The organism is Nocardia mangyaensis (assembly GCF_001886715.1).
GTDB classification, from domain to species: Bacteria; Actinomycetota; Actinomycetes; order Mycobacteriales; family Mycobacteriaceae; genus Nocardia; species Nocardia mangyaensis.
In genome coordinates this window covers 4587976-4609988 of record NZ_CP018082.1, presented here as the reverse complement: position 1 = coordinate 4609988, position 22013 = coordinate 4587976, and the positions used below count along the sequence as shown (strand labels likewise).

The following is a 22013-nucleotide window of genomic DNA, read 5'->3' as shown; positions in this document are numbered from 1 at the left end:
GGCCCGCCGGCGAAAACTCGCTGGTGGGTTCGGCGGTCGGCCCGATACTCTCGCCCCGGTATTCGATCAGTACGGGGGAGGACCTGGCATGCAGGCTGCCGTGACAGTGACGCCGGACCAGCTACCGGAACTCCTGTTGCACGTGGCCGTGGTGCGGCCGGTGTTCCTGTGGGGCGCACCGGGCATCGGCAAGAGTTCGCTGGTACGGACCTTCGCCGATTCACTCGGCCTGGACTGCGTCACCCTGCTGGGCACCCAGCTCGCCCCCGAGGACCTGATCGGTGTGCCGCAGATCGTCGACGACCGCAGCCGGTTCGCACCGCCGGAACTCATCGCCCGGCCCCAGCCGTACTGCCTGTTCCTCGACGAACTCAACGCCGCCGCACCCGAAGTGCAGAAATCGTTCTACTCGCTGATCCTGGACCGCCCCATCGGCACCTACGAACTGCCCGCCGGTTCGGTGGTGATCGGCGCGGGCAACCGGGCCACCGACAACGCGCTCGCCCGGCCGATGGCCTCGGCCCTGGTCAACCGGATGGTGCACCTGCACCTGCGCGCCGATGTCGACTACTGGCTGACCTGGGCGGCGAACAACGACATTCACCCCTGGGTACTGCGCTACCTGACCCAGCGACCCGATCACCTCTGGTCGGCCCCGCCCAAGACCGAGGCGCCGTTCTCCACCCCGCGCGGCTGGCACATGCTCTCCGACGCCCTGCACTCCTGCGGCGACGACATCGACGACACCACCCTGCACGTGCTCGCCTCCGGCACCCTCACCCTCGGCCATGCCTCCGGCTTCCGCGCGTTCGTGAAGACCATCCGGCACGCCTACGACCTCGACGCGGTCCTGAAGGGCGACGCGTCGTGGCCGCGCGAACCGGCCGACCGTGACCTGCTCTACTTCCTGTCCGAGACGATGCGCGCCCGGCTGATCAAGGAACTGCCCGGCGCCCGCGAGCACGTCTCCCCGAGCGTGCGGCGGTTCGTCCTGCGCGCCAAGACGCTGTTGGTGGAACTGGCCGAGATCTCGGTGGAATGCGCGCAGCTGGTGATCGCCGCGGACGCCGACGGGGTGCCGGTGCTGCCCTCGTGGTTCCTGATCGAGGTGTCGCGGGACATGCCGCGACTGGCCGCGCGGCGCTGAGCATGTCCTCGGCACGCGGGCGTCGCGGCATCCGCGACCCGTGGCAGCAGGCCGTGGACGACGGCTGGCAGCGGGTGCACGGCCATCCGGCCTTCCGGCCACTGACCACCCATCTGTATCGGCTCGACGAACGCACCCCGCGCGAGGTATGGGCGCGGATGATCGGCACCCGGCTCGCGTTTCACCCGAGACGGCGGGCCACGGCCGAGGAATGGGCCTGGGTGTTCGCGCACTGTCTGCTGCACGCGGGCTTCGGCCATCTCGATCCACGCACCACCGACGCCGTCAACATCATCGGCCTCGCGCCCGAGGACCCCGAGTCCGCGCGCGAGGGGCGCGCCCCGCATCCGGCCTACCGCGCCGCCTGCTGCGCCGCCGTCGACACCTACCTGTCCACGATGAAGATCGGCACCAGGCCCACTGACGCGTCGCCGACCCCGGAGCTGACCGACGAGCACGTCGCGGTCGCCCGCTGGCGCGAGGACGGCGCCGTCCCGACCGCGTTCGCCCGCACCGGCCTCGCGGATTTCCTGATCGGCTCCGCCGAGGCCGCCAAACGCAGCGACGCGCCCGCCCGGTTCGCCGCGGGCATCGCTGACGCCGCCCGCGTCGCCCTGGCCACCGCGGGCGGCGAACACACCCCGGAGGGGCTGCGCCGCCACCAGCCCTGGGATGCCGCGCTCGGCTGGTTCGTCTCCTCGTTCCCCTTGCTCGGCGCACTGGCCGCGGGCATGACCGTCGTCGCCGACGCCGAACTCGCCCGCGGCTGGGACATTGTGATCGCCGCGGTGAACGCCGAAGCCGCCGAGATCTACATCAACCCGCACGCCGGGCTCAGCGAGCCGCAGTGGCGGTTCGTGCTCGCCCACGAGATGCTGCACGCCGCCCTGCGCCACGGCGAACGCGCCGACTGGCGCGACCCGTACCTGTTCAACATCGCCTGCGACTACGTGGTCAACGGCTGGCTGGTCGAGATGGCCGTCGGCCAGCTGCCCGAAGGGCTGCTCTACGACCCGCAACTGCGGGGGTTGTCGGCCGAACAGATCTATGACCGCATCGCTGTCGACCTGCGCAGGCTGCGCAAACTCGCCACCCTGCGCGGCCGTGGCCGCGGCGACGTGCTCGGCGAACCGCTGGCCCACCCCGGCAGTCCGGGCCGCTACGTCGATCTCGACGAGTACTACCGCAATGCGCTGGTCACCGGCCTGGCCTATCACACCGGCAGTGGCCGGGGAGACATCCCCGCCGCGCTGGAACAGGCGATCCGCGCCCTCGACCAGCCGCCGCTGCCGTGGGACGCGCGCCTGGCACGCTGGTTCGACCAGCACGTGCCCGCTGTCGAGCCGCGCCGCAGTTACGCACGCGCCTCCCGTAGGCAGGCCTCGACCCCCGATATTCCGCGCCCCGCCTGGGTGCGGCCCGAGGAGAACCATCGGCTGCCGACCTTCGGCGTCGTCCTCGACACCTCCGGCTCGATGGATGTGACCCTGCTCGGCAAGGGACTCGGCGCGATCGCGTCCTATGCGCTGGCCAGGAACGTGCCGCGGGCCCGGGTCGTCTACTGCGACGCCGCCGCCTACGACGCGGGCTATCTGCCGGTGGAACAGATCGCGGCCGGTGTCCGGGTACGCGGGCGCGGCGGGACCGTCCTGCAACCCGGCATCCGGCTACTCGAACGCGCCGAGGACTTTCCGCCCGACGGCCCGATCCTGGTGATCACCGACGGCCAGTGCGATGTCGTGCGCATCCGGGGCGAGCACGCCTTCCTCGTCCCGGCGAACGCGCGCCTGCCTTTCACCCCGCGCGGACCGGTCTTCCGGATGCGGTGAGGTGCCCGCTCATTCGGGGTCGAGCGCCAGGGTGAAGAACCGACTCAGCGGATCGGGGACGTAGGCGCCGAACGGCGGGCATTCGGTGAAGCCGTGGCGGAGGTAGAGGCGCCGTGCCGGGGCGAAGTAGTCCTCCGCGCCGGTCTCGAGGCTCAGCCGCCGGTACCCACGGTCGCGGGCCGCCGTGACGAGGTGGCCGAGCAGGGCGGCGGCCACACCGCGGCCGGTGAAGCCGTCGGCGGTGCGCATGGACTTGATCTCGGCGTGCCCGGCGTCGAGTTCCTTCACCGCGGCGCAACCCGCCAGGTCGGCACCGAGCCAGGCGCTCCACACCGTGACCGCCGGATCGCGCAGGGCGGCGAGGTCGAGGGCGTGCATGCTCTCGGCGGGGGAGGTCGCCGCCATGTCGGCGTGGTGCTGGGTCAGCAAGGCGATGATGCGCGCGCCGGTGAGATCGTCGACATCGACGCGCAGTTGCTCGACCATCGATCCGGGTAGGCAGTCGGTCATCTGTCGATTTTGACGCCCGGTGCGCGCCCGGGTCGCGTCGGCCCGGTGCTCGGCTCCGCTTCGGGCCGGAAAATCGCCCGGTTCGACCGTGCCGGGTGCGAGCATGGTGGGCGGGTGGCGACTCGAAGGCGGTGGGGTGTGGTCGAATTCGTTGAGCACCATGCGTTCGTGCGCTGGTCGGTGGTCGCCGCGTTCATCCTGGCCGCGCTGATCGTGGTGGTCCGGCTGGCCCGGCCGAGCCCACCGCCACACCGCGCCGACGCCGGGGCCGACAGCGCGCATCTGCTCATGTGCCTGGTGATGCTGGCGATGCTGGTGTTCCCCGCCGCCACCGATCCACACGCCGCGCGGGGCGTGCTCACCGCCCTCGTCGTGGCCTTCGCGATCCTGCTGGCCGAACGCGCGGCGCAGTGGCGTCGCGGCGCGGTCGACCCGGGCGCGGTGTTCGCCATCGGCTATCACACCGTGGCCGTGGCCGCGATGCTGTACGCGATGGCCGGACACGGCGCCGAGCACGCCGGACCGGCGCCGGTCCCCACGCTGGTACTCGCGCTGCTGTTCGGGGCGGACGCGCTGCTCGTACTCGGTACCGTCGGTCACGGACCGCGCTGGCACCGGTTCGTGCACCCGGTCGGCGCGCACCCACTGACCTCGGCGCTGGTACCCCATGTGGTGATGGATATCGGCACGGCGTTCATGCTGATCGCCGCGATCGGCCGGTGAATACCGATCCACAACCGTCCGCGCTGCGAATTGCCCTTGTGCGGACAGGAATTCGACGATGAACGGGCAGCGTGGTCCCGAGCCGGTGCCGGGGGTCCGCGGCCTCGGCGCGCCCACCCCCGAGATCTCCGCGGGCGCCGACGATCACGACGCGCTCCGTGCGCTCTACCAGGCCACCGGAGCTGCCGCGTTCGGGCTGGCCCTGCGGGTGCTGCATCGTCGCGGAGCGGCCGAAGACGTTGTCCGCGAGGGATATCGCCGCCTGCGCGCCGCGCCCTGGATCGTCGGCGACGACACCGCCCAGGCCGAATCCGATTCCGACGCCGTCGATTCCCCCGACACCGAACCCGGACCCGCCGAGCGCGAACGGGTCCCGGCCCCCGACCTCGGGACACCGTGGGGCCGTTCGGCCTACGTCGCCGCCGAACCACGGTCGGACACCGATGTCGGACCCGCGACCGAGGAGACCACGCCTGCCGTCGACATCGCCTTCGGCACCGGCGTCACCTACACCGAGACTCCCACGCCGCCCGCTGACACCGGCGCCCCGTTCGACCCCGAACAGACCTGGCTGCTCGCCCAGGTCCATCGCCTCGCCGTCCAGCGCCTGCGGCTGGACCGCCACGACGGTGACGATGTGCCGTGGCTCGCGGCCTCGGCGCGCCTCGGCTTCGACGACCCGCTCGACAGCCACTGTGAGGTGTTCGTCCTCGCCTACTACGGCGGACGCACCTACCGGACGATCGGGCGCGAACTGGGGCTGCGTGTGCCACTGGTCAACCGGCTGCTCGCCGAGGGTGTCGAACAGCTCGCCGAGCAGCGGATGGACCGATTCGGCACCCGCGGTCCGTGGAGTCCGCCGGGGTCGATGCTCGCGCTGGCCGACGCCTACGCCCTCGACGCGGTCGCCGAACTCGAGCACCACCACATCGAGAACAAGCTCGCCACGCTCACCCCGCCGAGCCTGGCTCGCTTCGCCGACCGCGTGCGCACTGTCCACGAGGTTCTTGCCCGGTTGGCCGCCGACGACCAGCACACGCCACCGCGACAGCTGGAATCACGAATTCTGGCCGACCTCGGGACCGCCGATACATCGCCGCGGCGCGGTCACTGGACGACCAGGCCACCGTGGCTGCGCCGCTTCGGCAGCGAACGCTAGAGCACCACCACGTGGTCCTCGGCGACCCGGCCGCCCAGGCGGACCCAGCCGTCGGAATCCCACTCGGTGTAGAGCTGCGAGCCCCCGCCCTGGGTGATCACCAGGCCGCGGCGCAGCTTCGCGGTGAGCGCGACCGCCGCCGCGCCGGTGGCCTCGTCCTCGGCGATGCCCATCGAGGGGGCGAACATGCGTGAGCGCAGCGCACCGCGCGGTTCGTTGGTCCAGGCCCAGAAGTAGTGCTGGCCCTCGGTGAAGTCCTCGGCTCGTAACGCCGTCAGCTCGTCGGGTGAATCCAGTTGCTGGAAGTCGAAATCCGGCGCCCACTCGGCCTTGGCGGTGATCCAGGTGAGGCCGTCGGTCTGCGTGACGGTCACCGGCCCGGCCGAGACCCGCAGGGTGTGCACCGGCTGGTGCTGCGCGGCCAGCCACCAGGCCGTGCCGACGGTGGGATGCCCGGCGAAGGGCAGTTCGATGGTGGGGGTGTAGATGCGCACGTCGGCCGTGCCGTCGACGGGCTGCGAGACCACGCTGGTCTCGCTGAAACCCAGCCGCGCGGCCAGCTCCTGCTTGTCCAAGGCGACGACGTCGCCCGCCCGCGCGATGCCGAGGGCATTGCCCTGCCCGCCGGCCGGATCGGTGAACACTCGCACGACCTCGACCTGGATGTCCGGGGCATCGGGCACATCATGTGCGTTCATGATCGCGAGCCTACCGGCCCGCTCCGACACCCCGGCCGAACCGACAGCGCGCGCACGTGTCCGCCCCGGCGAACGCGTCAGGCCCCGATCCGGAAACCGGATCGGGGCCTGACGCGGGATCGAGAGATCAGACGGCGGCCGCGGCCAGCGCCTCGGTCGAGGCCACCGCCTGGCCGACACCGGCGACGATGGCCGCCGCGCGCAGCGACTCGAAGATCACCTCACGCGAGACGCCGGCCTCGCGCAGCGTCTTCTCGTGCGCCTCCAGGCAGTGGGCGCAGCCGTTGATCGAGGACACCGCGAACGACCACAGCTCGAAATCGGCCTTGTCGACGCCCGGGTTGCCGATGATGTTCATCCGCAGACCCGCGCGCAGATCGTCGTAGCGGCCGTCCAGGAACGCCTTGCCGCGGTAGAACACGTTGTTCATGCCCATGATCGAGGCGGCGCCCAGCGCGGCGTCGTAAGCCTCCGCCGACAGCGTGTCGGCGGCTTCCTCGGCGATCTCGCGCAGCGTGGTGGCCGAGCGGGTGGCGGCGGCCGAGGCCAGCAGGGTGCCCCACAGCTGCTGCTCGCTGAGCACGGTGGTGCGCGCGATCGAGGACAGGTTGAGCTTGAGGTCCTTGGCGTACTCGGGAAGGGAGTTCTTCAGGTTCTCGATGCTCATGACAGTGGGGCTCCTCTGGGGTGTATCGGTGGGGAAGGTGGATCAGACGCTGGCCGAGAGCAGTTCGCCCGCGTCGATGGTCGGATCGCCCTTCTTCCAGTTGCAGGCGCACAGCTCGTCGGACTGCAGGGCGTCGAGCACACGCAGCACCTCGTCGACGTTGCGGCCGACCGAACCGGCAGTCACCGAGACGAACTGGATCTCGTTGTTCGGGTCGACGATGAAGGTCGCACGATCGGCGACGCCGTCGGCGTTGAGCACACCGGCGGCGGTGGCCAGCTCACGCTTGAGGTCGGACAGGATCGGGAAGGGGAGGGTCTTGAGATCCTCGTGCTGGGCGCGCCACTGGAAGTGCACGAACTCGTTGTCGACCGAGGCGCCGAGGACCTGCGCGTCACGGTCGGCGAACTCCTCGTTCAACTTGCCGAACGCGGCGATCTCGGTGGGGCAGACGAAGGTGAAATCCTTGGGCCAGAAGAACACGATGCGCCACTTGCCCGCGTGATCGTCGCTGGTGATCTGGGTGAAGTAGTCGTCGGGCTGCTGCGCGTCGACCTTCGACAGGTCACCTCCGATGACGGCCTTGAGGTTGTATGCCGGGAACTGGTCGCCGATGGTCAGCAGAGCCATGCTCATCTCCTCATTCAGTGGTGTGATCGCGCTCGTCGTATGAGCCCGTGGGGGATCTTGCCGAAAGCCTACTGAAAGGTAAAGCCGATTGCTCGTCGTACACTGATAGGCGTGACTGATCAGACTTATCAGCCAACCCTGTCGCAGCTGCGTGCGTTCGTCGCCGTCGCCGAATACCGGCATTTCGGTACCGCCGCAGCACGTTTGACTGTGAGCCAACCCACGCTATCGCAGGCCCTGGCATCACTGGAAAACGGACTGGGGATCCAGTTGATCGAGCGCAGTACCCGCCGCGTGCTGGTCACCGCGGCGGGGATGCGGCTGCTGCCGCAGGCGATGGCGACGCTCGAGGCGGCCGACCGTTTCGTGGCCTCGGCCACCGGCGACAGCCTCGGTGGCGTGCTGCGCCTCGGCATCATTCCCACCGTCGCGCCGTACGTGCTGCCCGAACTGCTGCCCGAACTGCGCCGCAAGGTGCCCGGCCTGGTGCCCCAGGTGGTCGAGGACCAGACCGCACGGCTGCTCGACGGCCTGCGCACCGGCGTGCTCGACGTCGCGCTGCTTGCCCTGCCCACCGAGGCGCCGGGGCTGGTCGAGATCCCCCTCTACAGCGAGGAGTTCGTCCTGGTCACCCCGCGCGGGCACGAGCTGGCGGGTCGCACCGACCTGGCTGCCCCGGCGCTGGCCGATCTGCCGTTGCTGCTGCTCGACGAGGGACACTGCCTGCGCGACCAGACCCTGGATCTGTGCCGGACCGCCGACGTGCACCCCGGCGCGGTCGGTGACACGCGCGCCGCGTCACTGACGACCGTCGTGCAGTGCGTGGCGGGCGGGCTCGGCGTGACATTGATTCCGGAGATGGCCGTGCCTGCGGAGACCGCCCGAGGCACCCTCGACACCGCGCGCTTCGCCGCGCCCGCGCCCGGGCGCACCATCGGCCTCGCCTACCGCGCGTCCTCGGCCCGCGCCGACGACTACGAGTACCTCGCCGCGGTGATCCGCTCGAAGCGACCGCACTGATTTCATCTGTTCGAACGACGCCGCGGCCCGGGATCGGTGCTGTTCTGGATGAGGTGCCGATCCCCGGCCCCGACAGTTCAGACAGTTCGAAGGAATGGCCATGATCAACAACAAGATTCGCTCCACCCTCGCGGTGTTCGCTTGTGCGCCGTTGATCGCTCTCGGCGCCGGCGCAGCCGGCGCGGCACCCGTGGCGGACCCCGTCCCGGTGCCCGTGCAGCCCGCGGTGCTCTCACCGTTCATCACGATTCCGGGCGCGCTGCTCACCTGCGTCCCGATCCTGGTGACGCTGCCCATCCTGTACCCGGTGTGCGTGGTCTGACCCCGCGCATGTCCGTACACAGGAGTAGCCGAGGCACTCCCGCGCTCCGGTGCGAGAGTGCCCCGATCGCGCGGGCGCGCCGGTGGTGGATTCTCGCCGCCGCGCTCGTCCTTGCCTGGGCGGGTGTCGGGGTCGCCCAGGCAGCGCCGCCGGTGGCACTCGGCGGCGGATCGGGCATCGTCCTGGGGGACGGCTCGGTGTGCACACTGACCACGATCGGCACCGATGGTGCCGGTCGGACGGTCGGATTCACCGCGGGGCACTGTGCGAGTCCCGGCGCGGGAGTGGCCGCCGAGGCCGATCCCGACGCGGGCACGCTCGGCACCGTCGACTTCGTGAGCAACGATCTCGACTACGCGGTCATCGTCTTCGATCCGGGTCTGGTCACTCCGGTCAGCCACGTCGGGTCGACATCCATCTCCGGGATCGGCGTTCCGGCGCAGTTCCCGGTCATCGCCTGCAAGGAGGGCAGAACCACCGGCCAGACCTGCGGATTGGTCTACGGCGACGTGTTCGACACCGCCACCTGGACCCTCACCCAGATCTGCGTGATCGTCGGTGACTCCGGCGCGCCGGTGGTCGTCGGATCGACCCTGGTGGCCATCGTCAACGGCTATATCGGCGTGCCGTGCCTGGGACCACAGGTGGGTGCCAACTTCACCACGATCCTCGACGACGTCGGCGCACGCGGCGGGACAGGAGCCGGCTTCATCCCGGTGTGATCGGCACCGGACTTCACGGCGCGGCGACCGCGCTGGTCAGCAGCAGCCGTACCAACTCGGCTTGGCGGTGCGTGTGCGTCTTGGCGAAGATGTGCTGCAGGTGCGTGCGTGCGGTGTACACCGAGACAGAGAGTTGATCGGCGACCGCCGGGAGACCGTCGCCGCGCAGGACGGCCATGGCGACCGTCGTCTCGGCCTCGGTCAACCCGTACACCTCGTGCAGCACAGCCGGATCCGGGTCCGGGTCGTGTTCTGGATCGATGACCAGCGCCAGCGCCGATCGCTGCCAGGGCCCGGTGCCGGCGTCGCCGTCGAGTGAGGTGATCCGCACGATCAGTGGCCGGCCGCCGGACGCGCGCGGCACGGCCACATTGCCGCTGACGCGCTCGGAGCTGGCCGCGCTCTCGATGAGGCGGCGCAACCGATGGTGTGTCGTCGTAGGGGCGGCGTGCAGGTACCCGAAAGCATCGACCGCCAGCCCGTCGGCCCGTGAGGTGATGTCCGTGGCCATGGAGTTGGCGAACACGAGGGCGGCGTCGGCGGTGATGATCATGATGCCGTAGGGCGTCTGTTCCAGTGTCGCCAGCGCCATGGCCCGCTCCTGGGACAACTCGATCAACTCCGAGCGGGAACACAGGGCACGGTGCAGGTGCGGCACGAGCACGCGCAACAGCGCCAGGCCCACCGAATGTCCGGCGATCGCGGCGTGGTCGGCCATGGTCAGACAGAGGAACGAGCACGGCACATCGTCGCTGAGCCGGACCAGGAAGCTGTTGGCCAGGCCGTTGGCACTCGCCCGGTCGGCGGGCGCGCCGCACTGCTCCCGCGCGGCGAACAGATCGTCGCTGGTCGCGGCCAGCCCGGTGGGCAGGTGGTGGACGAGCTCGGCGACCCGGCTCAAGTGGACCGTGATCGGCGTGGGGGCATCGTGACCGGCGGTCTTGACCGCGAACCGGTCGGTGGCGGGTTCGGCGATGACGAGAATGCCGTGCACCGCACCGAAAGCCTCGGTGATCTCGTGGATCACCCCATCCCATCGGTCCGCGTCGGTGCCGGCGCTGTAGATCGCGGCGATCATGTTCGAAAATCGTTGTAGCGCAATCGACATGGTGGCCCTTCCTCGGTGACGAAATGCTCACGCGATGTCGTCGTGCGGCGAACGCCACCCGAGTTGTTCCAACCCATCGAGCTTAGTTGATCTACACCCCTGCCGGAAAGGTCGGCGGCCTCCCTGGCGGCACCGCAGTGCCTGCTCGCCTGCTATTTTGAACGTCGTTCAAGTCTGCTGTGAAGGATGTCTGCCGTGCCCGAAGTCGAGAAGTCCCCGAAGGCCAAGTCCCCGGCGACCGGGTTCACCGCCAGGGACATGGCCCAGATCGCGGTGTTCGCGGCCTTGATCGCGGCCATGGGGCTGCCGGGGGCGATCACGGTCGGGTTCAGCGGCGTGCCGATCACCCTGCAGACGCTCGGCGTGATCCTCACCGGCGCGGTCCTCGGCGCGCGCAAGGGTACCGCCGCGGTAGCGGTGTTCATCGCGCTGACCCTGATCGGACTGCCGCTGCTCTCGGGTGGGCGCACCGGTCTGACCGCGCTGGCCTCGCCGACGGCCGGTTATCTGATCGGCTGGATTCCCGCGACGCTGGTGATCGGCTGGCTGACCGCCAGGATCCTGCCGAAGTACCCGATCGTGCTCGGCCTGTTGATCAACGCTCTCGGTGGTGTGGTGATCATCTACCTGTTCGGCACCGTCGGCCTGCTCGTGCGCGCCGATCTCGGCCTGTGGGCGGCCATCTCGACCAACTTCGCGTTCGTGCCCGGCGATCTGGCCAAGGTCGTGATCGCCACGGTCGTGGCCAAAGGCGTGCACCGCGCCTATCCCGGGTTGATCCGTGGCTGATCGCGCCGCGTGCCATCGCGGGCGGGCATCGTGAGCGAGATCGTCGTCGAAGGGGTGGGCCACCACTTCGGCGAGCGGACCGTGCTGCGCGCGATCGACCTGCGGATCACCGAGCGGCGGGTCGGGTTCATCGGCGCCAACGGCTCGGGCAAGTCGACCCTGGCGCGGATGCTGAACGGGCTGCTGAAGCCCTCGACCGGCACGGTGACCGTCGACGGGATCGACGCCGCCCGCAAGGGCGCGCAGGTGCGGCGCAAGGTCGGCTTCGTGTTCACCGACCCCGACACCCAGATCGTGATGCCGACCGTGGCCGAGGACCTCGCGTTCTCGCTGCGCCGCAGCGGGCTCGGCAAACCGGAGATCGCGGCCCGCGTCCAGCGGATGCTCGACCGCTTCGGCCTCGCCGCGCACGCCGACCATCCCGCGCACCTGCTCTCGGGCGGGCAGAAGCAGCTGCTCGCCATCGGCTCGGCGCTGATCCGCGAACCCGAGGTGATCGTCGCCGACGAGCCGACCACGCTGCTCGATCTGCGCAATGCGCGCCGGGTGTCGGAGGCGCTGAACTCCCTCGATCAGCAGGTCATCGTGGTGACCCACCAGCTCGGCCTGCTCGACGGCTTCGACCGGGTGGTGGTACTCGACGAGGGCCGCGTGGTGTTCGACGGGGCGCCGGCCGACGCGGTCGGCGCCTATCGTCGCCTGATCGAATGATCGGGCTGTACTGCCCCGGCGACTCGCTGCTGCACCGGCTGCCCGCGGGCGTGAAACTGGCACTGCTGCTGGCCTCGATCGTCGCGATGACCGTGTTCGTGCGCAGTCCGCTCGGCATCGCCGTCGTCGCGGTGGCGGTGGCCGGGCTGTTCGCGCTGGCGCGCATCTCCTGGCGGGTGGCGGTGGCCCAGCTGCGCCCCGTGCTGTGGATGACGGTGATCATCGCGGTCTTCCAGCTGCTCACCACATCGGTCGAGCGCGCGGTGGTGGTGTGCGGGGCCCTGGTGATCTCGGTGGCACTCGCGGCGCTGGTGACCGTGACGACTCGGGTCACCGCGATGCTCGACGCGCTCACCCGCGCGTTGCGCCCCCTACGCGGTATCGGCGTCGACCCGGAGCGGGTGGGCGTGCTGCTGGCGCTGGCCATTCGGTGTGTGCCGCTGCTGGCGGGCATCGTGCACGATGTCGCCCAGGCGCGGCGGGCGCGCGGGGTCTCCTGGTCGGCGACCGCCCTGGTCACGCCGGTGCTGGTGCGCGCGTTGCGGACCGCCGACGCGATGGGGGAGGCGTTGGCCGCGCGCGGCGTCGACGACGACTGAATGTGCGGCACTTGCCATTAGTAGACGACCGGTCGTATAGTTCCTCGCATGGCACGACCACGGCGTAGCGACGACACGCGAGCCCTCCTCATCGAGGAGGGTGCGGTCGGCCTGCTCGCCAACGGCTATCACGGCACCGGCATCAAGCAGGTGCTCGACAAGGTCGGCGTGCCGAAGGGGTCGTTCTACAACTACTTCGACAGCAAGGAGAGCTTCGCGCAGGCGGTGATCGAGCATCACTCGCTGTGTGTGCAGCGAAATCTGGCCGCGGCCTTCGCCTCGGCGCCCGACCCGCTCAGCGGCGTGCGCGCGTTCTTCGCCGTGCTGACCGAGGATTTCGTCGCGGCCGATTTCACCGGCGGCTGCCTGATCGCCAACCTCGGCGGTGAACTGGAAGGCAGCGAGATCCTGCGCTCCGCGCTGTCGGCGGCGTGGGCGGCCTGGCGAGACGGAGTGGCGGACGCGCTGCGCGCCGCGCAGGAACAGGGCACGGTGCGCACCGATATCGATGCCGTCGACCTGGCCGACCTGCTGTTGGAATCGTGGGAGGGCGCGGTCATCCGGATGAAGATCGACCGGACGGTGGACCCGCTCGACAAGTGCCTGCATCGACTCCTGGACGACTACTTCCGTCCCTGACCATCACGTGTTCGTTGCCGGTCGTTTCCGTACCTCGAGTCCAAGACGACCGGTCGTATTCAATCGAGAGGAAGACTGCAACATGTCGACACCGAAGACGGTCATCGTGACCGGTGGCTCCAGCGGCATCGGTCGCGATGTCGCCCGCGCGTTCCTCGCCCGCGGCGACTCCGTCGTGCTCGGCGGGCGCGACGCCGACAGGCTCGCCGACGTCGCGGCCGAGCTCGACGCGCCCACCCGGCTGGCGACAGTTGTGGGCGACATCGGTTCGCCCGCAACGGGTTCGGCATACGTGCGCACCGCGCTGGATCGCTTCGGCCGGGTCGACGTGCTGATCAACAGCGCGGGCGTGTTCGGCTCGACCCCGTTCGTCGACGTCACCGAAGCCGACCTCGACCGCTACCTCGGCGGCAACCTCAAGGGCACCTACTTCACCACGCAGGCCGTGGTGCGCCACCTGCTCGACCAGGGCGCGGGCGGCAGCATCGTCAATATCGGTACCGTCTTGATCGACCACGCCCTGACCGGCCTGCCCGCCTCGGCGGCGCTGATCAGCAAGGGCGGCGTGCACGCGCTCACCGTCAGCCTGGCCGCCGAACTGGCGCCGGCGCGAATCCGGGTGAACGCCGTGGCGCCCGGCGTCATCCGCACTCCGCTGTTCGGCGACGGTGACGTGGGCTCGGCCGCCGACCTCGCCCTGCTGGCGCGCATCGGCGAGGTCGCCGACACCACGGCCGCGGTGCTGTACCTGGCCGACGCCGAATTCGTCACCGGCCACATTCTCCCCGTCGACGGCGGGTTCATCGCAGGTAGAGCGGCCTAGAAAGGAAATCATCATGCCGTTTGTCAACATCAAGGTCACCGACGAAGGGGTCACCCCGGAGCAGAAGAGCCGGCTCATCAAGGGCGTCACGGATCTGCTCCACGACGTTCTCGGCAAGGATCCCGACAGCACCTTCGTCGTGATCGATGAAGTGCCGCTGACGGATTGGGGTGTGGGCGGAGTGAACGTCGCCGAGTATCGCGCCCGCCGCGCCGCGCTCGGCTGAGTCCGGCCACCGCGAGCCGGGTGTGGGGTCACACCCGCACCCGGCTCGTCGTCGATTCAGGCGAGAGTGTCGAACGGGACCGAGGCGTCGAGGGCGAACCACCCCATCGAGATCAGGCGCCCCCTGGTCGCGAAGTAGCTCGGCCCCAGCCACAGGCCCGGCTCGATCTCGCGCAACTCGTCATAGATCCGCCGGGCCGGACTGCCCGAGCCCACCCGGGGATCGCGGTAGTCGAGCAGTACGGCGGACTGCCCGTCGACCACGGAAGCGCCCACCGTGGCAACGAAGTTCAGCGCACGGACGCCACCAAGGGCACGGAAGACGTTGTGGCCGAGCGCCGTCTGCGCATCCACGTGACGAAACGACTTGCCCACCCAGAAGTACCCGGGCCGCGCCATCAACGCGCCGAGTACCCGCTCCCCGGACCCAGGGAACGAGCGCATGGCCAGATCGCCGTCCAGCCGCGCGAAGTCGGCGGCCGTCACCGCGGGCGCCGCGGCGAACCGCGGGCCGAACGCGGCCGGTCCGGCGGCCGAGAGCGCGTCCAGCCGGGGGCGGTGAGCGGACGGCGTGCGCACGGGCATCAGGCCGTTCGCGGACAACGATGTCTGCGTCACTGGCGACTCGATTCTGTTCGTCCCGAAGTGTTCGGTACAGACAGTGTCGCTCGACACGCGGCGGCGGACCGGTGGAATCGGCAACCGAGCGGTCGATTGTTCAACAACGACGAACGGCGGTGACCCCGGAATGTCGGGGTCACCGCCGTGGGCGTCGCGTCAGCGGCGCAGCGCGTACGGTTCGATCGCGCCGCGCTCGAGTGCGCGGGCGTCGATGGTCTCGGCGCGGTAGGGGAGCAGGGCCAGGCGGTCGGTCATGCCGCGCACCGGGTCGTCGATCTTCTCGTTCAGGCCGAACAGGAAGGTCCACTCGTGCTCGTCGCTGCCGTAGGGCACCACCGTGGTGAACTGGGCGTTGAACCGGCCCCACGAGCGCTTCAGTGTCTCGTTGCGCCACAGGGTCGCGCACCCGGCCTGGGCCGAGAGCACGCCGCCGGGGGCGAGCAGCGCCCGGCATCGGGACAGGAACTCCGACTCGTAGAGACGGTTGTGCTGGGCGTCCTCCACGCGCTCGTCGGGCAGATCGATGACTATCACGTCATAGCGGGTACCTGCCTGCTGCGCCTTGGCCAGGAAGTCCCAGCCGTCGGCGTAGTGCACGCGGATCGGGCCCTCGCCCGCGACCGCGGCGGCCAACTCCTCGGGGGTGTACCCGTAGGGCAGGTGCCGCGCGCACAGTTCGACCTCGCGCTGGTCGATGTCGACATGGTCGACCAGGGTGGCGCCCGCGGCCACCGACATCTGCGAGGCCACACCCTCGCCGGAGCCGATGATCAGCACCCGGTCCAGTTTCTCGGCCAGCACGAACGCCGGGACCATCATGGCCTCGTGGTAGGTGAGCTGGGAGAACTCGGTGGACTGGCGGTCGTCGTCGGAGAACAGGGAGATGCCCTGATCGGTCCGCGCGATCACCATGTGCTGGAACGGGGTGTTCGTGTCGACGATCACCTCGTGCAGATCCCAGATCCGGGTCAGGCCCTCGCCCACCGGTTCGTAGATCTTCTCCGCGCCGTGGCCGCGCTGGACGACCTTGGTTCGAACTTCCTTGGGAGACAACTTGTCTCGCAGCAAGTCCACGGCTTTCGTCGCGCCGGCACCGATGGTGCCGCAGGTGAAGACGTCGACGAAGATGTCGCCGGACTCCGGATAGGTGTGAATCGAGGCGTGGGACTCCGACAACAGCGCGAGGACGGTCACCCCCTGCGGTTCGAACTTCTTGTGAACGACATCGCAGATGGTGACGCCCGCGGCAACCAGAGACTCACGCAACGCCGATTCGAGTCGTTCGAGATCGTCACACAGGTCTGTGTCGACACCACCGAACTCGGCCAGCACGTGCCAACCGGTGAATTCCGCCGTCATGGCAAACTCACTCTCGCTCAGCGCCCGAGACATGAACGGTCAAGGGCGGAAAACCATTGAAGGACACCGACGAATAACTCGCGGTATAGGCGCCGGTGTGCAGGATCTGGATCCGGTCACCGGCTCGCAACGTGGTCGGCAGAAGGACTCGCGTGCGTTGATACAGTACATCGTCTCCGTCGCAGGTCGGACCCGCGACCACCGCTTCGCCGACCGGATCGCCGTCGCGATCGGTGACGAATCGATAGGCGATGTACTCGTTCTCCGTCTCGGCCATACCGTTGTATCGGCCGATGTCGAGATACACCCAGCGCCGGCCGTCCGGCGCGAATCGAACGCCGACGACCTCGGCGTGGATGGTGCCCGCGTTACCCACCAGCGCACGGCCGGGTTCGACGACCAGCGCGGTGTTCTCGGGCAGGAATCGCGCGGCGGCGTCGGTCATCGCGGCGGCGATCTCACCGAGCGAGGGAGCGTCCTCGGCGTAGGAGATCGGCAGTCCGCCACCGACATTGACCGCGGGCACGCGAATGCCCTTGTCCGCCAACGTCGAGACGATCTGGCCCGCCTGCTCGATACCGATCCGCCAGGCGGTCGGATCGAGCTGCTGGGAGCCGACGTGGAAGTACGGGCCCGCCACCGTCAGGCCCAGATCGCGGGCGCGCACGAGCAGCCGCGTCGCCTCGCGCGGCGCACAGCCGAACTTGGTGCCGAACGGGGTGCGTGACTCCGGCGCCGCCGACAGGAACCGGCACTCGACCTCGGTGCCGGGCGCGTGCTCGGCGATGCGCGCCAGATCGTCCTCGGTGTCGAAGGCGTAGCGGCGCACACCGAGGGCGAAGGCGCGCGCGATGTGGGCGCTCTTCTTGATCGGGTTGCCATAGCAGAGCGCGCCCGCGTCGATGCCGAGGCGCAGGCACTGGTCGATCTCACCGATGCTGGCGACGTCGAACTCCGCGCCCTCGGTGTCGAGCAGGGTGAGCAGTTCGTCGACCGGCGCCGCCTTCACCGCGTACCTGATCCGGGTGTCGCGAGACCGGGGTGCCGACACGGCGTCGGCGAGAGCTCGGTAGTTGGCACGTACCTGTTCGGGGTCGAGGACAAGGTACGGGGATTCGGGCATCGGTGAACTTTCGGTCGGCAGCCGGGAGAGACTATCAGCGGCCCCTACCCAACAACGAATCCGTCAAACATTCGTCATCTTCGGTCATGTTGATCGGCTATGTTTCAGCCCGCTGACACCGTGACCTCGTCGAATACCACCTCGCCCGCGGCATCGGACTCCTCCAGATCCACGATCGCGGTCAGCGCCCAGCCGTGATCGCCCGCCGGGTCGTCGAGCACCTGGCGTACGTGCCAGAAGCCGGGGCGCTTGTCCACCTGGAACAGCTGCGGGCCGCGCGCGTCGGGGCCGGTGCCGATCGCGGCGTACTCGTCGAAATAGGGCGCGAAGTCCTCGGCCCAGTCCGGCCCCGGGCTCAGTTCGTCGAGGTCGTACCAGCGCCGCCGGGAAGCCAGCTCGACGCGCCGGAACATGGCATTGCGCACCATCACCCGGAAGGCGCGTTCGTTGGCCGAGATCGGGCGCACCGATTCCGCGCCGAAGGCGATCTGCTCGGTATCGGTTTCCGCGCCCGGATTGGTGAGCTGTTCCCATTCGTCGAGCAGGCTCGAATCGACCTGGCGGATCAGCTCGCCGAGCCATTCGGTGATGTCGCCGAGTTCCTCGGTGCGCGCGGCGTCGGGCACGGTGCGTCGCAGTGCGCGGTAGGCGTCGGCGAGGTAGCGCAGCACCACGCCTTCCGAGCGAGCCAGTTCGTAGAACGAGATGAGCTCAGCGAAGGTCATCGCGCGTTCGATCATGTCGCGCACCACCGACTTCGGCGAGGGCGCGAACTCCGAGACCCAGGGATGCCCGGCCCGGTAGGTCTCGAACGCGGGTTCGATCAGCTCGGCCAACGGCTTGGGCCAGGTGACCTCTTCCAGGAGCTCCATGCGCTCCTCGTATTCGATCCCGTCGGCCTTCATCTCGGCGACCGCGGCGCCTCGGGCCTTGTGCTGCTGGGCCATCAGCAACTGGCGCGGGTCCTCGAGCGTGGCTTCGATCAGCGAGACGACATCGAGTGTGTAGGTGGGATTCTCGCGATCGAGCAGCTCGAACGCGGCCAGCGCGAAGGGCGAGAGTGGCTGATCGAGGGCGAAATCGCGTTGCAGGTCGACGGTGAGCCGGGCCCTGCGGCCAGTGGCATCGGGCTCGGAGAGCTGTTGCACCACACCGGCATCGCGCAACGCGCGGTAGAGCCGGATGGCGCGCAGGATGTGCCTGCGCTGGGCCGGGCGCGGCTCGTGGTTGTCCTCGAGCAGATGGCGCATCGCGACAAAACAGTTGCCGGGGCGGGCGATCACGTTGAGCAACAGCGAATTGGTGACCGCGAAGCGCGAGACCATCGGCTCGGGCTGTGCGACGACCAGCCGGTCGAAGGTCTCCTCGCTCCAGGACACGAAACCCTCGGGTGGCTTGCGGCGCTGGATCTTTCGCTGCTTCTTCGGATCGTCGCCCGCCTTGGCGATCAGCCGCGCGTTCTCCACCTCGTGCTCGGGTGCCTGCACCACGACGGTGCCCATGGTGTCGAACCCCGCGCGACCGGCACGCCCGGCGATCTGATGGAACTCGCGCGCCTTGAGCCTGCGGGTGCGCACGCCGTCGAACTTGGTCAGGCCGGTCAGCAAGACCGTGCGGATCGGCACATTGATGCCGACGCCGAGGGTATCGGTGCCGCACACCACCTTCAGCAGGCCGTCCTGGGCCAGCTTCTCCACCAGTCTGCGGTATTTGGGCAGCATGCCCGCGTGGTGTACGCCGATGCCGTGCCGGATCAGCCGCGACAGCGTCTTGCCGAAGCCGGTAGCGAACCGGAACTCACCGATGGCGGCGGCGATCGCATCCTTCTCCGCCCGGGAAGCCAGATTCACGCTGGTCAGCGCCTGGGCGCGTTCCAGGGCAGCGGCCTGGGTGAAGTGCACGACATAGACCGGCGCCTGATGGGTGGTCACCAGTTCTTCGAGGGTCTCGGTGATGGGGGTGCGCACGTAGGAGAACGTCAGCGGGACAGGGCGTTCGGTGCCCGCCACGACCGCGGTCGAGCGACCGGTTCGGCGCTCGAGATCGGTGGCGAAGAAGTCCACCTCGCCCAACGTCGCCGACATCACCAGGAATTGCGCGCGCGGCAACTCGATGATCGGCACCTGCCACGCCCAGCCACGGTCGGGGTCGGCGTAGAAATGGAACTCATCCATCACCACCTGCCCGACCTCGGCGGCCGCGCCCTCGCGCAGCGCCAGATTCGCCAGGATCTCCGCGGTGGCGCAGATGATCGGGGCATCGGCGTTGACCGCGGCGTCTCCGGTGACCATCCCGACGTTCTCGGCGCCGAACACCTCACACAGCGCGAAGAACTTCTCGCTCACCAGCGCCTTGATCGGTGCGGTGTAGTAGCTGCGCTGCCCGTTGGCCATCGCGAACAGGTGCGCGCCGACCGCCACCAGCGACTTGCCGGATCCGGTCGGGGTGGCCAGGATGACATTGGACCCCGAGGCCAGCTCCATCAGTGCCTCGTCCTGCGCCGGATACAGGGTGGTGCCCTGCTCGGCGGCCCACGCCGCGAACGACTCGTAGAGCGCGTCGGCGTCGGTCCCGGGAATTTCCAGCAGGTCGGTCAGATCCACTCCGACCACCCTAGTGGGTCGGGTGCTCAGGCCTTGTCGTCGCCGGCGGTGTCGTCGTAGCCGCCCTGCTCGGCCAGGAAGCGCTCGAACTCCGCGCCGAGCTCCTCGCCGCTGGGCAGTTCGCCCTCACCGGCGAGCAGGCTGGACTGGCGTTCCTGGGCGGTGACGAAGTTGTCGTACTGGCGTTCCAGTGCCGTGACGACGGTCTCGACCTCCTCGTTGCCCGCGATGTGCTCGGCGACCTGCTCGCGCACCCGCGCGGCCGCCTCGCCCAGCGCCGCGAGCGGCAGCTCGAGCCCGGCGTTGTCGGCGACGTTCTCGAGCAGGGTCTGCGCGGCCTCGGGGTAGTCGGTCTGGGCCAGGTAGTGCGGCACGTGCACCGAGAACCCGACGGATTCGTGCCCGTGCTGGGCCATCCGGAACTCGAGCAGCGAGGACGCGCTGCCCGGCACCTGCAGCTCACCTGGCCAGCGTTGGTGCTCGCCGATCAGCGAACGGTCCGAGGAGTGCGCGGTGACGCCGAGCGGGCGGGTGTGCGGGATCGCCATCGGGATGGCCGACAGGCCGATCGTGCGGCGCACCCCCAGCTGTTCGGCCAGCAGGCGCACCGCGGTGGTGAACTTCTCCCAGCGCAGGTCCGGCTCCAGCCCGGCCAGCAGCAGGAACGGGGTGCCCGTGGTGTCGCGCAGGGCCCACAGGTTGAGCTCCGGCTCGGCGTAGTCGGCGAAATGGTCGGTCTTGAACGTCATCAGCGGACGGCGCGAGCGGTAGTCGAGCAGCTCGTCGACATCGAAGGAGGCGACCAACTCGGATTCGAGGCTCTCGCGTAGGTGCGTGGTCGCCAGGCGGACGGCGTGTCCGGCATCGGTGAAACCTTCCAGGCCGTGCACCAGCACCGGGCCCGCGCCGTCGTCCGAGGACAGCTGTGGTGCCGGGAACTCCAGCTCGTACATGTGCGACTGGTCATCCATCGCGTTCTCCTTCCTGCGCGGTCCACCAACGCTCGCGGCGGGGGAGGCGTTCTCCATTGTCCCCCACGCGAGCAGACGCATCGCACACGGCCGGAGGACGGCTCGTCTTCGAATGCCAACAGCCCGTCCGGCCGCGGCATTCCCACCGGCGTGGCGCAACCGGTGCCGATCGCCGCCGTGGGGCACAGTGGACGGTGTGAACGTGGCGCAGACGAGGGCCGGTCGTGCGGGTGATGCCGTCCGGGCACGCGGGCTCGTGCGCCGATGCTGTGCGGCCGCGGCGATCGTGTCGGTCGCGGTGCTGACCGGCTGTGGGCAGAGTGTCAGCGGGACACCGGTCGCCGAGAGCACCATGTCGGTGCGCGCGGTGGCGGGGGCGCTGGCCGACCTGCTGCCCACCCCGCAGCAGTTCCCGGACCGATATCCGGCCGTGGTGCTGCCGCCGCAGGCGGCCAGCGCCGCGGCGGGTGATCTCGACGGCGTCGGCGCGGGCGCCACCGTCAGCCCGGCCGCGTGTGCGCCACCCGAGGCCGAGATCGGCGCCGAACCGGCGGCCGTGGCGGTCGGCAGCGACGACGCCAACCGCTCCACACTCACCGTCGAACTGGCGCGCAGCACCGAAGTGTTGTCCGGCCTGCGCGAACGACTGCGCGGCTGCGAGCGGATCCGGGTTGGGCGAGCGGGCGCGGACTCCACCGTCACCACGGTGCTCGACGAGTTCGTCCCGTCGGGCGCCGATGACGCGATCTCGTTGCGGCGCAGGGTGATTCCGGATGTCGGCGGTGCTGGTCTCACCCAGACGATGCAGACCTCGGTCGGCCAGATCGGGGACGTGCGGATCACTGTCACCTCGATGACCTTCGGCGGCGGGGAACCCGACACCGACGCGGTGGCGGAGATGTTCGAAACCACCGTGCGCGCGGTCCACGACAGCTGAGGCCTCGGCTACCACACGGCGGTGACAGTTTCGGCCGTCCCGCGACACGTGGACCGGGAACGCTCCACAGCCTCGGCG

The 22013-nt window shown here is 69.5% G+C and carries 24 protein-coding genes; 14 read left to right on the top strand and 10 right to left on the bottom strand.

Going from position 1 to position 22013, the window contains the following annotated elements; translation table 11 throughout:
• The first annotated feature begins 88 nt into the window (after positions 1–88).
• Together BOX37_RS20990 and BOX37_RS20985 are read left to right on the top strand one after the other, a co-directional pair.
• Positions 89–1147: an AAA family ATPase gene (locus BOX37_RS20990; RefSeq protein ID WP_071929143.1), complete on the top strand. Its 1059-nt coding sequence runs from the start codon at positions 89–91 to the stop codon at positions 1145–1147.
• A 2-nt stretch (positions 1148–1149) separates the two neighbouring features.
• Positions 1150–2976 (top strand): vWA domain-containing protein, encoded by a 1827-nt coding sequence (locus BOX37_RS20985; protein WP_071929142.1) that lies wholly within the window; start codon positions 1150–1152, stop codon positions 2974–2976.
• Positions 2977–2985: 9 nt separating this feature from the next.
• On the opposite strand, the gene BOX37_RS20980 is transcribed toward BOX37_RS20985, so the two are convergent.
• A complete protein-coding gene (locus BOX37_RS20980; protein ID WP_084760939.1) occupies positions 2986–3486 on the bottom strand; it encodes a GNAT family N-acetyltransferase in 501 nt (166 codons plus the stop codon).
• Positions 3487–3624: 138 nt separating this feature from the next.
• On the opposite strand from BOX37_RS20980, the gene BOX37_RS20975 reads away from it, so the two are divergent.
• Together BOX37_RS20975 and BOX37_RS34165 are read left to right on the top strand one after the other, a co-directional pair.
• Positions 3625–4209 (top strand): DUF5134 domain-containing protein, encoded by a 585-nt coding sequence (locus BOX37_RS20975; protein WP_156910478.1) that lies wholly within the window; start codon positions 3625–3627, stop codon positions 4207–4209.
• 58 nt (positions 4210–4267) lie between these two features.
• The gene (locus BOX37_RS34165; protein WP_071929140.1) at positions 4268–5368 is read left to right on the top strand and encodes an RskA family anti-sigma factor; all 1101 of its coding nucleotides are present in this window, start codon (positions 4268–4270) and stop codon (positions 5366–5368) included.
• On the opposite strand, the gene BOX37_RS20965 is transcribed toward BOX37_RS34165, so the two are convergent.
• The 3 genes from BOX37_RS20965 to BOX37_RS20955 all read right to left on the bottom strand — a co-directional run bounded on the left by BOX37_RS20965 (position 5365) and on the right by BOX37_RS20955 (position 7363).
• Entirely contained in the window at positions 5365–6066 is a 702-nt protein-coding gene (locus BOX37_RS20965; RefSeq protein ID WP_071931729.1) for a PhzF family phenazine biosynthesis protein, read from the bottom strand. The two genes, BOX37_RS34165 and BOX37_RS20965, sit on opposite strands and share 4 nt — an antisense overlap.
• A gap of 127 nt (positions 6067–6193) precedes the next feature.
• Positions 6194–6733 (bottom strand): alkylhydroperoxidase, AhpD family, encoded by a 540-nt coding sequence (gene ahpD / locus BOX37_RS20960; protein WP_071929139.1) that lies wholly within the window; start codon positions 6731–6733, stop codon positions 6194–6196.
• Between the two features lie 42 nt (positions 6734–6775).
• Positions 6776–7363 carry a peroxiredoxin gene (locus BOX37_RS20955; protein WP_071931728.1) on the bottom strand — a complete coding sequence of 196 codons (588 nt, stop codon included), beginning with the start codon at positions 7361–7363 and terminating at the stop codon, positions 6776–6778.
• 111 nt (positions 7364–7474) lie between these two features.
• Here BOX37_RS20955 and BOX37_RS20950 point away from each other — a divergent pair, with 111 nt between their 5' ends.
• The 3 genes from BOX37_RS20950 (at position 7475) to BOX37_RS20940 (ending at position 9427) form a co-directional block, all read left to right on the top strand.
• Positions 7475–8383: a hydrogen peroxide-inducible genes activator gene (locus BOX37_RS20950; RefSeq protein ID WP_071929138.1), complete on the top strand. Its 909-nt coding sequence runs from the start codon at positions 7475–7477 to the stop codon at positions 8381–8383.
• Between the two features lie 100 nt (positions 8384–8483).
• On the top strand, positions 8484–8705 hold the full coding sequence (locus BOX37_RS20945; protein ID WP_156910477.1) for a hypothetical protein: 222 nt from the start codon (positions 8484–8486) through the stop codon (positions 8703–8705).
• A gap of 8 nt (positions 8706–8713) precedes the next feature.
• A complete protein-coding gene (locus tag BOX37_RS20940; protein ID WP_240504968.1) occupies positions 8714–9427 on the top strand; it encodes a S1 family peptidase in 714 nt (237 codons plus the stop codon).
• Between the two features lie 13 nt (positions 9428–9440).
• Here the strand turns inward: BOX37_RS20940 and BOX37_RS20935 are convergent, their stop codons facing one another.
• Positions 9441–10505 carry a helix-turn-helix transcriptional regulator gene (locus tag BOX37_RS20935; protein WP_084759913.1) on the bottom strand — a complete coding sequence of 355 codons (1065 nt, stop codon included), beginning with the start codon at positions 10503–10505 and terminating at the stop codon, positions 9441–9443.
• 216 nt (positions 10506–10721) lie between these two features.
• On the opposite strand from BOX37_RS20935, the gene BOX37_RS20930 reads away from it, so the two are divergent.
• From BOX37_RS20930 to BOX37_RS20905, 6 genes are all read left to right on the top strand, one after another.
• Positions 10722–11324 (top strand): biotin transporter BioY, encoded by a 603-nt coding sequence (locus tag BOX37_RS20930; protein WP_240504966.1) that lies wholly within the window; start codon positions 10722–10724, stop codon positions 11322–11324.
• 30 nt (positions 11325–11354) lie between these two features.
• The gene (locus tag BOX37_RS20925) at positions 11355–12035 is read left to right on the top strand and encodes an energy-coupling factor ABC transporter ATP-binding protein (RefSeq protein WP_071929135.1); all 681 of its coding nucleotides are present in this window, start codon (positions 11355–11357) and stop codon (positions 12033–12035) included.
• The gene (locus tag BOX37_RS20920) at positions 12032–12634 is read left to right on the top strand and encodes an energy-coupling factor transporter transmembrane component T family protein (RefSeq protein ID WP_071929134.1); all 603 of its coding nucleotides are present in this window, start codon (positions 12032–12034) and stop codon (positions 12632–12634) included. Before BOX37_RS20925 ends, BOX37_RS20920 begins: the two co-directional genes overlap by 4 nt.
• A 48-nt stretch (positions 12635–12682) precedes the next feature.
• Positions 12683–13273, top strand: a complete 591-nt coding sequence (locus BOX37_RS20915; RefSeq protein WP_071929133.1) for a TetR/AcrR family transcriptional regulator — start codon at positions 12683–12685, stop codon at positions 13271–13273.
• Positions 13274–13355: 82 nt separating this feature from the next.
• Positions 13356–14096 (top strand): SDR family NAD(P)-dependent oxidoreductase, encoded by a 741-nt coding sequence (locus tag BOX37_RS20910; protein WP_071929132.1) that lies wholly within the window; start codon positions 13356–13358, stop codon positions 14094–14096.
• Between the two features lie 13 nt (positions 14097–14109).
• A complete protein-coding gene (locus BOX37_RS20905; protein WP_071929131.1) occupies positions 14110–14322 on the top strand; it encodes a tautomerase family protein in 213 nt (70 codons plus the stop codon).
• A gap of 56 nt (positions 14323–14378) precedes the next feature.
• Here the strand turns inward: BOX37_RS20905 and BOX37_RS20900 are convergent, their stop codons facing one another.
• The 5 genes from BOX37_RS20900 to BOX37_RS20880 all read right to left on the bottom strand — a co-directional run bounded on the left by BOX37_RS20900 (position 14379) and on the right by BOX37_RS20880 (position 20998).
• Entirely contained in the window at positions 14379–14939 is a 561-nt protein-coding gene (locus BOX37_RS20900; protein WP_156910476.1) for a hypothetical protein, read from the bottom strand.
• Between the two features lie 159 nt (positions 14940–15098).
• Complete coding sequence (gene speD / locus BOX37_RS20895) at positions 15099–16301, bottom strand: adenosylmethionine decarboxylase (protein WP_071929129.1); 1203 nt, start codon at positions 16299–16301, stop codon at positions 15099–15101.
• 7 nt (positions 16302–16308) lie between these two features.
• Positions 16309–17424: a type III PLP-dependent enzyme gene (locus tag BOX37_RS20890; protein ID WP_071929128.1), complete on the bottom strand. Its 1116-nt coding sequence runs from the start codon at positions 17422–17424 to the stop codon at positions 16309–16311.
• Between the two features lie 104 nt (positions 17425–17528).
• Positions 17529–20027 carry a DEAD/DEAH box helicase gene (locus BOX37_RS20885; protein WP_071929127.1) on the bottom strand — a complete coding sequence of 833 codons (2499 nt, stop codon included), beginning with the start codon at positions 20025–20027 and terminating at the stop codon, positions 17529–17531.
• Between the two features lie 26 nt (positions 20028–20053).
• Positions 20054–20998, bottom strand: coding sequence for a PAC2 family protein (locus BOX37_RS20880; protein ID WP_071931725.1), 945 nt, complete (start codon positions 20996–20998; stop codon positions 20054–20056).
• Positions 20999–21200: 202 nt separating this feature from the next.
• Here BOX37_RS20880 and BOX37_RS20875 point away from each other — a divergent pair, with 202 nt between their 5' ends.
• Positions 21201–21935: a sensor domain-containing protein gene (locus BOX37_RS20875; RefSeq protein WP_240504965.1), complete on the top strand. Its 735-nt coding sequence runs from the start codon at positions 21201–21203 to the stop codon at positions 21933–21935.
• Positions 21936–22013: the final 78 nt, after the last annotated feature.

Excerpts from the sequence above, each read along its gene's own strand:
- BOX37_RS20955 (WP_071931728.1), bottom strand. The coding sequence starts at position 7,363 with ATGGCTCTGCTGACCATCGGCGACCAGTTCCCGGCATACAACCTCAAG.
- ahpD (WP_071929139.1), bottom strand. The coding sequence starts at position 6,733 with ATGAGCATCGAGAACCTGAAGAACTCCCTTCCCGAGTACGCCAAGGAC.
- BOX37_RS20965 (WP_071931729.1), bottom strand. The coding sequence starts at position 6,066 with ATGAACGCACATGATGTGCCCGATGCCCCGGACATCCAGGTCGAGGTC.
- BOX37_RS20945 (WP_156910477.1), top strand. The coding sequence starts at position 8,484 with ATGATCAACAACAAGATTCGCTCCACCCTCGCGGTGTTCGCTTGTGCG.
- BOX37_RS20880 (WP_071931725.1), bottom strand. The coding sequence starts at position 20,998 with ATGGATGACCAGTCGCACATGTACGAGCTGGAGTTCCCGGCACCACAG.
- BOX37_RS20920 (WP_071929134.1), top strand. The coding sequence starts at position 12,032 with ATGATCGGGCTGTACTGCCCCGGCGACTCGCTGCTGCACCGGCTGCCC.
- BOX37_RS20890 (WP_071929128.1), bottom strand. The coding sequence starts at position 17,424 with ATGCCCGAATCCCCGTACCTTGTCCTCGACCCCGAACAGGTACGTGCC.
- BOX37_RS20935 (WP_084759913.1), bottom strand. The coding sequence starts at position 10,505 with ATGATCGCCGCGATCTACAGCGCCGGCACCGACGCGGACCGATGGGAT.
- BOX37_RS34165 (WP_071929140.1), top strand. The coding sequence starts at position 4,268 with ATGAACGGGCAGCGTGGTCCCGAGCCGGTGCCGGGGGTCCGCGGCCTC.
- BOX37_RS20910 (WP_071929132.1), top strand. The coding sequence starts at position 13,356 with ATGTCGACACCGAAGACGGTCATCGTGACCGGTGGCTCCAGCGGCATC.
- speD (WP_071929129.1), bottom strand. The coding sequence starts at position 16,301 with ATGACGGCGGAATTCACCGGTTGGCACGTGCTGGCCGAGTTCGGTGGT.
- BOX37_RS20915 (WP_071929133.1), top strand. The coding sequence starts at position 12,683 with ATGGCACGACCACGGCGTAGCGACGACACGCGAGCCCTCCTCATCGAG.
- BOX37_RS20940 (WP_240504968.1), top strand. The coding sequence starts at position 8,714 with ATGTCCGTACACAGGAGTAGCCGAGGCACTCCCGCGCTCCGGTGCGAG.
- BOX37_RS20980 (WP_084760939.1), bottom strand. The coding sequence starts at position 3,486 with ATGACCGACTGCCTACCCGGATCGATGGTCGAGCAACTGCGCGTCGAT.
- BOX37_RS20930 (WP_240504966.1), top strand. The coding sequence starts at position 10,722 with ATGTCTGCCGTGCCCGAAGTCGAGAAGTCCCCGAAGGCCAAGTCCCCG.
- BOX37_RS20985 (WP_071929142.1), top strand. The coding sequence starts at position 1,150 with ATGTCCTCGGCACGCGGGCGTCGCGGCATCCGCGACCCGTGGCAGCAG.
- BOX37_RS20905 (WP_071929131.1), top strand. The coding sequence starts at position 14,110 with ATGCCGTTTGTCAACATCAAGGTCACCGACGAAGGGGTCACCCCGGAG.
- BOX37_RS20990 (WP_071929143.1), top strand. The coding sequence starts at position 89 with ATGCAGGCTGCCGTGACAGTGACGCCGGACCAGCTACCGGAACTCCTG.